The sequence below is a fragment of the Planotetraspora thailandica genome (genome assembly GCF_016863335.1).
GTDB lineage: Bacteria > Actinomycetota > Actinomycetes > Streptosporangiales > Streptosporangiaceae > Planotetraspora > Planotetraspora thailandica.
On sequence record NZ_BOOR01000027.1, the window covers coordinates 41,937 to 54,254 of the forward strand.

General features: G+C 68.4%; 12 protein-coding genes, 1 tRNA gene and 1 pseudogene. 9 read left to right on the forward strand and 5 right to left on the reverse strand.

What is annotated here, in order from left to right; all coding sequences use genetic code 11:
- Positions 1-150: 150 nt before the first annotated feature.
- Entirely contained in the window at positions 151-702 is a 552-nt protein-coding gene (locus tag Pth03_RS19390) for a TetR/AcrR family transcriptional regulator (protein ID WP_239119184.1), read from the reverse strand.
- Between the two features lie 87 nt (positions 703-789).
- Here Pth03_RS19390 and Pth03_RS19395 point away from each other — a divergent pair, with 87 nt between their 5' ends.
- The gene (locus Pth03_RS19395) at positions 790-1,224 is read left to right on the forward strand and encodes a nuclear transport factor 2 family protein (RefSeq protein ID WP_203945733.1); all 435 of its coding nucleotides are present in this window, start codon (positions 790-792) and stop codon (positions 1,222-1,224) included.
- A gap of 68 nt (positions 1,225-1,292) precedes the next feature.
- On the opposite strand, the gene Pth03_RS19400 is transcribed toward Pth03_RS19395, so the two are convergent.
- From Pth03_RS19400 to Pth03_RS19415, 4 genes are all read right to left on the reverse strand, one after another.
- Positions 1,293-2,224, reverse strand: a protein-coding gene (locus Pth03_RS19400; protein ID WP_203945734.1) for an IS5 family transposase whose coding sequence is annotated in 2 segments (ribosomal slippage) — positions 1,293-1,774 and positions 1,774-2,224 — 933 coding nt in all. Because the reading frame shifts where the segments join, the coding sequence is not laid out codon by codon here.
- Positions 2,225-2,293: 69 nt separating this feature from the next.
- The gene (locus Pth03_RS42375; protein WP_203945735.1) at positions 2,294-2,917 is read right to left on the reverse strand and encodes a hypothetical protein; all 624 of its coding nucleotides are present in this window, start codon (positions 2,915-2,917) and stop codon (positions 2,294-2,296) included.
- Positions 2,918-3,038: 121 nt separating this feature from the next.
- Positions 3,039-3,112, reverse strand: a tRNA-Arg gene (locus tag Pth03_RS19410).
- Positions 3,113-3,170: 58 nt separating this feature from the next.
- Complete coding sequence (locus Pth03_RS19415) at positions 3,171-4,142, reverse strand: Gfo/Idh/MocA family protein (protein WP_203945736.1); 972 nt, start codon at positions 4,140-4,142, stop codon at positions 3,171-3,173.
- Positions 4,143-4,260: 118 nt separating this feature from the next.
- On the opposite strand from Pth03_RS19415, the gene Pth03_RS19420 reads away from it, so the two are divergent.
- From Pth03_RS19420 to Pth03_RS19450, 8 genes and pseudogenes are all read left to right on the forward strand, one after another.
- A complete protein-coding gene (locus Pth03_RS19420) occupies positions 4,261-5,088 on the forward strand; it encodes a phosphotransferase (RefSeq protein ID WP_203945737.1) in 828 nt (275 codons plus the stop codon).
- 262 nt (positions 5,089-5,350) lie between these two features.
- On the forward strand, positions 5,351-6,301 hold the full coding sequence (locus Pth03_RS19425) for a cobalamin biosynthesis protein (protein WP_203945738.1): 951 nt from the start codon (positions 5,351-5,353) through the stop codon (positions 6,299-6,301).
- 317 nt (positions 6,302-6,618) lie between these two features.
- Entirely contained in the window at positions 6,619-7,524 is a 906-nt protein-coding gene (locus Pth03_RS19430) for an ABC transporter ATP-binding protein (protein ID WP_203945739.1), read from the forward strand.
- Positions 7,505-8,305: a DUF2705 family protein gene (locus tag Pth03_RS19435; protein WP_203945740.1), complete on the forward strand. Its 801-nt coding sequence runs from the start codon at positions 7,505-7,507 to the stop codon at positions 8,303-8,305. The genes Pth03_RS19430 and Pth03_RS19435 overlap by 20 nt, the downstream gene beginning before the upstream one ends.
- Entirely contained in the window at positions 8,305-9,357 is a 1,053-nt protein-coding gene (locus Pth03_RS19440; RefSeq protein ID WP_239119185.1) for a PucR family transcriptional regulator, read from the forward strand. Before Pth03_RS19435 ends, Pth03_RS19440 begins: the two co-directional genes overlap by 1 nt.
- Before the next feature lie 26 nt (positions 9,358-9,383).
- Entirely contained in the window at positions 9,384-10,088 is a 705-nt protein-coding gene (locus Pth03_RS19445; protein WP_203945741.1) for an SHOCT domain-containing protein, read from the forward strand.
- Positions 10,089-10,553: 465 nt separating this feature from the next.
- Positions 10,554-10,720, forward strand: a pseudogene (locus tag Pth03_RS42530) (IS30 family transposase); the annotation flags it as partial.
- A 29-nt stretch (positions 10,721-10,749) separates the two neighbouring features.
- Positions 10,750-12,162, forward strand: a complete 1,413-nt coding sequence (locus Pth03_RS19450) for an FAD-binding oxidoreductase (protein WP_203945837.1) — start codon at positions 10,750-10,752, stop codon at positions 12,160-12,162.
- Positions 12,163-12,318: the final 156 nt, after the last annotated feature.

The following is a 12,318-nucleotide window of genomic DNA, read 5'->3' on the forward strand; positions in this document are numbered from 1 at the left end:
CCTGTAACGCCGAATGGGGCGACGCAACGATCGAATTGGCCGGAAAGCACTTTCGTGGTTGGGCAAAGAGGGATGGAATCGTAGTTCGAAGAGCGAGGGAAGCACAAGACGCGAGAGATCGCCTGTTCTAGGGTCTGTTTCAAAAGTGGTTTAGGGGCGTAGACCGTCGAGGAGTCGGGCGACGGTGCGGTGACGAAGATCGGGCGCCCATCCGGCGGCCAGTGCGCCGTGGCAGGCGGCGGTGAGCAGTGCGATGACTTCATCGAGTTGCACCTCAGCGCGGACAGTACCCGCCTCCCGGGCTCGCGCAAGCAGGGCGTCGAGAGCCTCGCCAAGGCCCGCGACCTGGCGGTCGACGCCCACGTCCGTCCCGCCGGCGGCGAGAAGATGGACCACTGTGCGGGCGCTAGCCGCGCGCTCGACGACTTCGGCGAAGAACGTGAGCAGCGCGGTGGGGTCGCCCCCGGCGGCAAGTGTCTCGGCCTGCGTGGCGAGTCGGCCCTGCAGTTCCTTCATGATCGCGGCGAGCAGGTCGGCCTTGGTGGGGAAGTGCCGGAAAACAGTGCCGACGGCGACGCCCGCACAACGCGCGACCTCCTCGGTCGATGCGGACGTGCCGTGCTTGTCGAAGACCTCGGCGGCGGCGGCGAGGATGCGGGCCCGGTTGCGGCGGGCGTCGGCGCGAAGGGGCGGCTCAGGCACGGTGGGCTCCGGACATTGACAACATGAGTGGCAACTCATAATTTGGGCTGCAGGATCGTGAGTGACAACTCATGTTAGGAGTGTACGGTGACTGGAGTGGACCAAAGGGCGCTGGCAGGGCCGCGCGAGGCGTTCGAACGATTCCGGGACTACCTGCTGGCGGGGACATCGGCCGGGCTGGAGAGGTTCCTCGCCGACGACGGCGTGGTCGAGAGCCCGTTTGCCCCGTCCGGTGTGCCGCGGCGGGTCGAGGGACGGGAGGCGTTCGCCGCCAGGGCCGTCCCGCAGCGGGAGGCGCTTCGGGGACGCATCCGGTTTACCGCCGTGCGCAATGTGGTCGTCCACGAGACGACTGACCCGCAGGTCGCCGTCGTTGAGTACGAGGTGGAGGCGGTCCGCGAGGCCGACGGCTTGCGTGCCGCAGCCCCATTCGTGGTGGTGGTGCGGGTCCGGGACGGGCGCGTCGCACTGTGGCGCGAGTACCAGAATCCCGCAGCGATGGCCCTACTCGCGGCGGAGTGATCGATCGGGCCTTGTGCACGCCTGTGCTGTGATCTATCGCCGACTTGGGCGCGTGCTGAATGCGCCGATCACAGCCACTCGTTGATGGCCGCGACGAGGACGGTCGCCTCGTAGCGGACGGCGAGTTTGTCGAAGCGGGTGGCCACGGCCCGGTTGCGCTTGAGGCGGCCGATGCCGCACTCCACGGCATGCCGCTGCTTATACAGGTGCAGGTCAAAGGCCGGTGGCCGGCCGCCCATGGACCCCTTCTTGCGCCGGTTCGCCGCCTGATCCGCCTTGATCGGGATCGTGGCCTTGATCCCGCGACGGCGTAGATACCGCCGGTTGGCCGCCGAGGTGTAGGCCTTGTCGGCCAGCACCCGGTCCGGGCGGGTCCGCGGCCGGCCACCGCCTGGGCGCGGCACCCGGATACCGTCCAAGACTGTGATGAACTGCGGGCTGTCGCCACGCTGTCCCGCGGTCAGCACCAGCGACAACGGCTTTTGCCCCTGCTCGCAAGTCAGATGCAGCTTGGTGGTCAGCCCGCCGCGCGAGCGGCCCAGCGCATGATCGGCCGGTTCGATCCGCACGCCGCCCGGTGGCTCGGCCTGCAGGTCCCCCTTTTCCGGGCACCGGCTGCGTGCTGGTGCGCCCGGGCGATCGTGGAGTCGACGCTGACATCCCAGGTGATCAGACCGGCCGCGTCGGCGCGGGCCTGCAAGGCGGTCAAGATCTGCTGCCGGACGCCGCGGCGTTGCCACCGCCGGAACAGGCCGTAGACCGTTTGCCAGGGTCCGTACCGCTCGGGCACGTTCCGCCAGGGCGAGCCCACCCGGGTTCGCCACCGGATGCCGTCGATGAGCTGCCGTTTAGTCCAGATCGGCGGGCGTCCGGGCACGCGACCTTTAGGCAGCAGCGGTTCCAGCAGCGCCCACTGCGCGTCGGTCAGGTCGGCCCGCCCCGTCACCGTTAAGGTGGCCACGAGGTCTCCGGGGGATGGTCGTCTTGGTCGATGAACCATCTATCGGAGACGTCGTCGTTTAGCGATCAGCGACACACCAGAACTTGCGGATCACGACGACCGCGCCGCTTATGCTCTCCTGAGATAGCGGCCCGGCCGTACGATCTCCGGCATGCGGCCGTCTCGCTCTGGTTGAACGCAGGGGTGCACGCACCGGAAGCGGCAGAGCGGGCTGGCCATGGCATAGATGTGATGCTCCGCGTTTACGCCAAGTGCATCGATGGCCAACGCGAAGTCGCCAACCAGCGGATCGAAGGCGCTAGCAACATGAATGACCGCTCGCGGGATACTGGCCCGCTGGAACTGCTGCCAGAGCTCAGGGATCGTCTGGCCGAGCTTAGGGGCGAACTCCTCTGGGGCCGGCTCGCTGGGACTGCGCCTGATGCCGGATGGCTGGCCTGTGAGCTCATCGAAGCCGGACTTGATACGCCTGCGGTCTGGGAACTCGCGGGCTACGCGTTGTCCATCGGGCCGATGACCGAAGTCGAGCCGCTGGTCCGTCAGGTGATGGTGGAGAGCGGCTTCCCACCCATCGATCTCCAGCGCACGCCGTGCGAGGTCACCCTGGACGTAGCGGAGGTACCAAGGGTCTCGGTTCACGCCGGGACCCTTCGGCGTGTTCGGGGAGCCCGGGATCATTCCGGAAGCCGTCGGAATCTCACCGTTGACCTGCGAAAACGCCGTCAAGATCATTCCGGATATATTCCGGGAGTGGCGGCATCGGGGTGCATCCGGCAGCCTCCGGTTGCATGCGCGGCGGGAGCCGTACAACGCGAAAGACCAGCTCAGAGGGCATCTGGGCTGGTCTGGGGAGCGCGCCCTGAGGGATTCGAACCCCCGACCGTCGGATTAGAAGTCCGATGCTCTATCCGGCTGAGCTAAGGGCGCTCGTGCCTAATTCTGCATGATCCCACGAGTGCCTGGACAACTGGTATTCGCCTGGACGTCAGATCATGCCGCGCGGCGACAGCCCGGCCTTGCGGTAGATCTCGTCGATGACGGCCATGTTGGCGATCGACGTGGCCGGCGGCGTGAGGTTGCCCTCGCCGGTCTGCACGGCCGACAGGAAGGCGCGGAGCTGGTAGGTGTAGGTGGCTTCCCCGGCCACACGCTCCCGCTTCTTCACGCCGTCCACCGTGTACGAGAGGCGGTGGAAGACCTGGGGGGCGATGAAGTTGGTCACCCGCATTTGGCCTCGTGATCCCGTCACCCGGGCGGCGATCTTCAGCACGTGAGACGACCACATGGAGGCGGTGACGCGTCCCGAGGCGCCGGAAGGGAACCTCAGCGTGGCGGTCATCGCGCGGTCCACCTGCGGTTTCCTCAGCAACGCGCGGGCCGACTCGACGGCGGGCTCACCTCCGCCGAGGAACCGGGCGAGGTGTACGGCATAGCAACCCGCGTCCATGAGCGCCCCGCCGGAGAGGGGCAGGGAGTATCGGATGTCGGAGAAGCGGGGGAGTGGGAAGCATAGAGCCGTCTCGATCTGCTCGATCTCTCCCAGTTCGCCGACGATCGACGCCATCCGCTCAGCGAGCGGGTGATACCGGTAGTGGAACGCCTCCATCACGACAAGTCCGGACTTGTCGGCGGCGTCGGCCACCGTGCGGGCTTCCTTCTCGTTCGAGGCGAACGGCTTCTCGCACAGAACGTGCTTGCCGGCTTCGAGAGCGCGGATCGTCCATTCGGCGTGCAGGGCGTTGGGCAGCGGGTTGTAGACCGCGTCGATCGAAGGATCGTCGATCAGCGCCTCGTACGAGTCGTGGACCATCGGAATGCCGTGTTTGGCGGCGAATTCGGCGGCTCGGGAGCGGTCCCTGGCGGCGACGGCTGCGACCTGGACCTCCGGCACGGACCGAGCTGGCTTGATCAAGGCGGCGGGGGCGATTCGCGCAGCCCCGAGTGTTCCGATGCGCACGCGGACATCCTAGATCCCGGTCCACGGCCGAGTGATCTCGGTCACCCGGCGGTCCTTTGTGTGACCGATGCACCGAACTACCCGCACGAAGAGATCATGACCATTAGGGTGATTGGCCATGGTCGTGCGCTCGGCTCCCTCGATGATCCTGCTCGGTGGCGATGTCACCGAAGGAGTCGTCAGGGTGGGGGCCACCGTACATCGCTCGATGAAGCCCTGCTCTCCGTCGGTTCACGCGGTGCTGCGGCATCTCGAAGCCGTCGGGTTCGAGGGCGCTCCGCGCGTGCTCGGCACGGACGGACGGGACACCGAGATCCTCTCCTTCGTCGAAGGTCACGTGCCCTTCGGCTCGCTCCCCGCCTACGCCGTCACTGATGCGACGCTCATCGCGCTCGCCCGCCTTCTGCGGCGCTTCCATGACGCCGTCGCGTCTTTCACGCCTTCACCCGGTTCGATCTGGGAGGAGGGGTCGGTTCTCGATGATGAGCCCGAGTTGGTCGGGCACTGCGACGTGACCCCTGGCAACGTCGTGTTCCGCGAGGATTTCGACGAAAGCGGGCAACTGCGGCTCGTGCCGTACGCGTTGATCGATTTCGACATGGCCCGGCCCACGACGCGGCTGTTCGACGTGGTGACCACACTTAGGCACTGGGCCCCGATCGCCGACCCGGTCGATCGCGATCCCCTCCTGCGCGACCTCGATGTGGGTGCGCGGCTGCGGCTGTTCTGCGACGCGTACGGCCTCGCCTGGCAGGACAGGCTGAGGCTGCTCGAGAAAGCCCGCACTCGATTCGATCGCGTCTATGTGGCCATGCGGTACAAGGCGGAGACCTCGGGCGGCGGCTGGGCCCGGATGTGGGAGGAAGGAGTCGGGCAGCGGATCAGGAGAGCCGCCGCTTGGCTCGACGCCAACCAGGACACTCTCCACGATCAGCTCGTGAGGTGATCACGCAACCGTTGGGGTGTGATCACCCCAACCTTGGGTGTAGGTCAGAGCGCCCAACCTTGGGCACAGGTCAGTGCGCCCAACCTTGGGCGTGATCATGCAGAACTTCGGGGACATGGCGCGTGGCCTGCGCATTTCCAGTTCGTGATCATGCAGAAGTTCGGCGGTATCACTCCCGACCTGGGTGAATGCGCTTCGTGATCATGCACTTACGCCCTCGCTCCGGCCTGCCGTACGGCAAAGAAGTCCGCAATGCGCCAGAATGCCCCACGTGATCAGGGGAAACGGAACATCGGCCGGTCTGCTCCTCGGTGCCGCGGTCGACGCGGCCATCGGGGACCCGCGCCGAGGGCATCCAGTGGCGGTGTTCGGCAGTCGAGTCGCCGTCCTGGAAAAACGCATATATCGCGACTCCCGGCTTCGGGGGGTGGCGTTCACCACCATCTGCGTCGGTGCGGCAACTGGCATCGGCCTGGCCGCGCACCGGCTGACCCGGGACAGGCCCATCGCCCGTACGGTCGTCACGGCTGCCGCGACCTGGGCCGTTCTCGGTGGGACGACCCTCGCGAAAGAGGGCGTTCACATGGCCGGCTCGCTCGAAGCCGGTGATCTCGCCGCCGCCCGCGAGCGCCTTCCCCATCTGTGCGGACGCGACCCCTCGCGCCTGGACGAAAGCGAGTTGGCGAGGGCCACCGTCGAGTCGATCGCCGAGAACACCTCCGATGCGGTCGTCGCGCCGCTCTTCTGGGGAGCGGTGGCCGGTGTGCCCGGTCTTCTGGCGTACCGGGCGATCAACACCCTTGATGCGATGGTGGGTCACCGTTCGCCGCGCTATAACCGGTTCGGTTGGGCGTCGGCGCGTCTGGACGACGTCGCGAATTTCGTGCCCGCACGGCTGACCGGCCTGCTCACGAGTGCGCTCGCGCCGGTCGCGGGCGGGTCGCCGCGCCGCGCCCTGGCCGCGCTGCGCCGCGACGGCCACCGTCATCCCAGCCCCAACGCCGGCAGGTGCGAGGCCGCCTTCGCGGGCGCCCTCGGCGTACGGCTCGGCGGCGTGAACGATTACGGCGGACGCCTGGAGCACCGCCCCGAGCTGGGGGACGGCCCGCGCCCCGCGGTCGCGGACGTCCGCAGGTCCGTACGGCTGGCGCGCGCGGTGTCGTTGTCGGCGGTCGCGCTGGCGGTCGGGGCCCGGCTCCTGCGTCGTGCATGATCACGAACAACCGACTCGCAGGTCATGGGTGGTCAGCGCGAACTTCTGCATGATCACGAAGGAGAAACCAGCAGGTCAGCGGCCGCATCCCCGAACTTCTGCATGATCACGCGCAGGAAGGTCGCAGGTCAGCGGCCATGTTCCCGAAGTTCTGCATGATCACGGGACGGGGGAGTCGCAGGTCAGAGGCCATGTTCCCGAACTTCTGCATGATCACGCGCCACAGGGCGGTTGCCGGATGTGGGAAGGGAACCGGCTTGAAGTTGTCCGATCTTCGGCATACCGCAGGGCCTGGTCGCAGCAGGAACATGTCGTCCATGACAGCAGTAGTGGAGACCGAAGGGCTGACGAAGTTCTACGGCACCCGCAAAGGCCTCGAGGACCTCACTCTCCAGATCCAGCCGGGCGAGGTCTTCGGCTATCTCGGCCCCAACGGCGCGGGGAAGACGACGACGATTCGCCTGCTCCTCGACGTCATCCGGCCGACCTCCGGCCGGGCGACCGTGCTCGGGGCGGACACCCGCGACACCGCGGTGCGCGGCAGGATCGGATACCTCCCCGGCGAGCTCGCGCTGGCGGGTCGCGAGAGGGCCCATGACTTCCTCGGCTTCCTCGCCGAGGTCCGGGGCGGGGTGAGCCGGGGCCGCATCGACGAACTGGCCGACCGCCTGGACGCCGACCTGTCGATCAGGATGGGCCAGCTCTCCAAAGGCAACAAGCAGAAGGTCGGCCTCATCCAGGCGTTCATGCACGAGCCGGAGCTGCTCATCCTCGACGAGCCGACCAGCGGACTCGACCCGCTGGTCCAGCACGAGTTCCTGGCGATGGTCAGGGAGGTCCGCACGTCCGGCCGCACCGTGCTGATGTCGTCGCACGTGCTGGGCGAGGTGCAAAACGTGGCCGACCGCGTCGGCATCGTCCGGGCCGGACGGCTGGTGGCCGTGGAGGACGTCGCGGCCCTGCGTGAGCGTGCCGTCCGCCATGTGGAGTTCCACTTCGACGCGCCCGTGCCGAAGGAGGCCTTCGAGGGTCTGCCTGGCGTGAGGGACGTCGTGGTGGAGGGCGCGAGCCTGCGCTGCACGATCGACGGCCGGCCCGACGCGCTGATCAAGGCCGCGGCGAGGTTCACCGTCGTCCACATGGTCAGCTCCGAGCCCGACCTCGAAGAGATCTTCCTCACCTACTACAGCGAGGAGGCCCCCCGTGCCCACGCTGGTGCGTAAGACCCTGCGCGACTACCGCCGGAGCGTCATCGGCTGGGCGGTCGGCATCTCCGCCTTCCTGTCGCTGTACCTGTCGATCTATCCGAGCATCAGGAGCAATCCCGACTTCGCCCAGCAGGCCGCCCTGTCGAAGTACCCCGGCCCGCTGAGGGACCTGATGGGCGGCCTCGCCGACATCGCGTCGGGCACGGGCTATCTCCAGGCCGTCGTCTACCAGCTGTTCGTCCCGATCCTCCTGACCATCTGCGCGATGCTCCTCGGCACACGGGCGATCGCCGCTCCGGAGGAGGACGGCACGCTGGAGCTCACGGTGACCCTGCCGATCGACCGTGGCCGGCTCGTGCTGGAGCGGTGGGCGGCCGTGGCCCTGGGCGTGCTGGCGGTCGCGATCGTCACGCTGGCCCTGGTCCTGGCGCTCGGGTCCGTGAGCGACATCGGCGTCCCGATGGGCAACATCATCGCTGCGCACACCGGGCTGTTCCTGCTCGCGCTGTTCTTCGGCACGCTGGCGCTCACCGTGGGGGCCGCCACGGGCAGCAAGGCGGTCTCCCTCGCGGTCGGCGGAGGTTACGCGCTGGCGGGGTACGTCGTCGAGACGCTCGGCAAGAGCGTGGACGCGATCTCGTGGCTGCGCTGGGTCTCGCCCTTCCACTACTACCTGGACGGCAGCCCGGTCGCACTCGGCTGGCCCCTCGGGGACTACCTTGTGCTTCTCGGCGCGACCGCCGTGCTCGTGACGACGGCGATGCTCGCCTTCTCCCGGCGTGATGTGGGTGTCTGATGGACGACGTTCTCGCTCGGGTGAGCGAGGCGACCGGGGTGCCCGCCGACCTTCTCGGCGGGTACCTCTCTGTGCTCGCGGCCACCGCCGCGACCGGCCGGCTGCCCGGCCGCGCCGAGGTCGACGACCTCAAGGTGTGCGGCGCGCTCGCCGCCGAGCGCGGCATCCCCCTGCGCGTGCTCGCCGACGCCTGCCTGCACGCCGCCGAACTGACCGCCGGAGGAGCCTTCGGCGCCGTACGGCGGAGCATGGCCGCCTTCGCGGAAGGCTACGAGGCGGCCCAGCTCACGGCCATCAGGAAGGAAGAGGAGGGCCGCCGTGCGTTCGTCGACGACCTCTTGTGGGGCAGGGCCGACGCCCGCAGGGCCGAGCACTTCGGATTACGCCTGGCCGAGGCTTACATGGCGACCGTCGTCAAGGCCGACAGAGCCCTGGCCGCCGAAGATCCGCTGATCCGGCGGATCGAGCAAGCGCTCGTCGCGAGGTTCGGATCGCACAACATCCTCGTCGCCGCGCGCGACGGGCTGCTGGTGTGCGTCGCGCCGGGCTCGCTGGGTGCGGCGGGAGGAGAGTTCGTCCACCATGTGCGGTCGGCGCTGCCGTCGTTCCGGGCGGGGGTGGGCAGGCCGCACGCCGGACCCGGCGGGATCGTCACCTCCTATCAGGAGGCGGCGAACGCCATCGAGCTCGGGGAGCGGCTCGGCCTTCGCCCCCAGGTGCTCAAAGCGTCCGACCTGCTCGTCTTCCCCGTCCTTCTCCGCGACAGGAGCGCGATCGTCGACCTCGTGTCGACCGTGCTCGGCCCGCTCACGACCACCCGGGGCGGCCCCGAGCCGCTGCTGGAGACCCTTGAGGCGATCTTCGCCTCGCAGGGCAACCACACCGCGGCGGCCCGCAGGCTCGGCATCAGCGCCCGCACGATCACCTATCGGCTGGAGCGCGTCCGCAGACTCACCGGCTTCTCGCCGACCGACCCCACGCAGCGGTTCACCCTGGAGACCGCGGTGCTCGGTGCACGCCTACTGGAGTGGCCCGCGCAACCCCTGACGTGACGCCCCTCCTGTCCTATATTCGACGCATGCTCACCCCCCTTGGGCTTGTCCGGCGGTCCATCGGGCTGCTGATCGGGCTCGGCGCTCTCAGTTGCGCGCTCACCCTGCTCTACCTGGCCGTCAGTGCGCTGATGACGCTCGGCGGCAGCTGCGGGGCGGGCGGGCCGTACGTCGTCGAGACGCCCTGCCCGGCGGGCATCGCCTGGATCATCCCTGTTTCGATCTTCGGTGGCCTGGCCGCGCTCGGCCTCTACGCGGTCAGTCTCCTGCCCGTGGGCCCGAAGCTCGTCGTGCTGGCCTGGCCCGCGTTGTTCCTGAGCCTCGGCTGGGTTTTCCTCGACGCGGCCCTCGACCCCGAGCTCGGCGTCGACGTGGGCTTCATGATCTGCGCCGTGCTGTTCATCGTCATGGGCGGTCTCCCGCTGCTGTTCATGGCCAACCGCGACGCGCTGCGGCGCGTGTTCTGGGGCGTCGCACCTCCCCGGACCGCGCAGGCCCCGGTCGCCACCCGCCCCGGAGAGGTGCACTGGACGACCACGGTCGAGCTTCCCGGTGACCGCGACCGCGACCGTCGACACGCCCACCCCCGCCGCCCTGAGCCGGAGCGGGCCCCGTCGGGCGCCGGAACGGGTCTGGTCGAGGCGCTCGAACGGCTGGCCGCCCTGCACAAGGAGGGCCGGCTCGACGACGCCGAATACGCCGCCGCGAAGAATCGCCTCCTGAACGGATGACGCAGATGAACACCACCGCCGTACGCGTGTTGTCGATCATCCTCCACGTGGCCGCCATCGCGGGCGGCGTCTACCTCGGCGTGTTGATCTTTCACGCCGCCACCTAGGGCCTGTACGGAGTTGAGATCAGAGGCAGCAGCACGATCCGGTAGTCGGCACCCCACCGGTGCCTCCTTGAACACCTCCGCGGGACCGGCGACGTCCAGCAACGTCACTCCGTCGTAGACGAGGATCGCAACGCGAAGTCGCAGGCCACGCGCTGGACTCGGCTGCGCGACGTGGTGCCGCGCCGTGGTGGAGCGCACGGCTGCGATTTCGCCCTGTCCGGATATAAGTGCTTCCTGGCCGGACGAAGGCGGCGCTGCACGCCGATCGGTAGGCAGCATGAAAGTCGGACACGCGATCCACAATCAACACAAATCTGACACGCGGTCCGTCGATGGGCATTGAGCCTGCTGTTCAGCCGGGCTGGACGGCTCCGCGATCGGCACCCTGGTCGAGCGCACCACCCTTTCACCATGCTGCTGCATTTGCCCCGCATGGAAGGCCACGGCGGCCCGTGGCTTCACAACGGTCTCGCGCCGGCCGGGCACGGGGGCGGAAGCCGTCCGGGACGCATCGCCTCCTCCATCACGAGTCCAAATACGGAAAGGTGAGATAAATGACCTTGTACGACACGGCGGGCCCAGCCTCGCTGAGCAGGGCCGAAATTGCCGATCTCACGGCGCAGGTCGCCGGTCCGGTGGTGCTGCCGGACGACGCGGGCTACCAAGATGAATGTGCCACCTTCAACCTGATGACCCCGGTACGACCTGCCGTCGCCGTCGGCGCGACCAGCGCGGCCGACGTGCAGGCCGCGGTCCGGTTCGCCGCCGGACGAGACCTGCCGGTGGCCGTCCTCGCGACCGGACACCAGGTGGTCCGCTCCGCCGAAGGCGCGGTACTGCTCAACATGTCCAGGATGAACGCGGTGCACGTCGACCCCACCAGAAACCTCGCCCGCGTCGAGGGCGGCGTCCGCTGGCGTCAGGTACTCCCCGAAACCGACAAGTACGGCCTCGCCCCGGCCAGCGGCTCCAGCCCCACCGTCGGCGTCGTCGGCTACCACCTCGGCGGCGGGCTGAGCCCGGTCCTGGGCCGCATGCACGGGTACGCCGCCGACCACGTACAGGCGCTCGAGATCGTCACCGCGGACGGCGAGCTACGCCAGGTCACCCCCTCCTCCGAGCCGGACCTGTTCTGGGCGCTGCGCGGTGGTAAGAGCAACTTCGGCGTGGTCACCGCCCTGGAGTTCGCCCTCTTCCCGCTCAAGCACTTCTACGGCGGCGGCCTCTTCTTCGCCGGCGAGTACGCGGCGAAGGTGCTGCACACCTGGCGGAACTGGGTGGTCGGCCTGCCGCCGGAGATGACTTCCTCCATCGCCTTCCTGCGCCGGCCTCCGCGGCCCGAGATGCCGGAGCCCCTGCGGGGAACCTTCGTCATGCACGTACGGTTCTCCTCGCTACAGCCCCAGGAGGAAGCCGAACGCCTGCTCGCACCGATACGCGAGATAGCACCGACGGTGATGGACACGATCACCGAACTGCCTTACAGCATGGCCGGCAAGGTGCACATGGACCCGCCCAATCCCGTGCCGTGGGTCGAACGCGCGGCAGCGTTGCGAGACTTCCCCCGCGAGGCCGCCGACGCCCTGCTCGCCGCGGTCGGTCCCGATTCGGGTGCGCGGCTGGTCCTCGTCGAGATACGGGCCCTCGGCGGCGCGCTGGAACGGCCGCCCGCGGTGCCGAACGCGGTAGCCGGTCGGAGCGTGCGCTGGCAAGTCGTCGGCCTCGGTGCGGGCAGCCCCGACCAGATCCCGGTGTTCCAGGAACAGCTGAAGAACGTGGTCGACGCGGTGGCACCGTGGGCGCAGAACGAGATGTACGCCAACCTGCTCACCGCCGGCCAGGGCACCACTCCAGAAGAACTGCGCGCCATCTACGGCCACGAACGCTACGACCGACTCGCCGCGATCAAGAAGCGGTACGACCCCCGCAACCTGTTCCGCATGAACCACAACATCACGCCCGCCTAGCGGCTCTCTCGGGGTCACGGTAGTACTCGCGAAAAATCGGGCGGATATGCCTCGATAGGCTCCTGAGCTGGAGTTTCGCTCGACAGGACTAGTGCTTATGGAGTTGCGGAGGGCCTACCTGCCCTGGTTCCCCGATTCTCCAAAATGCGGCCGGCC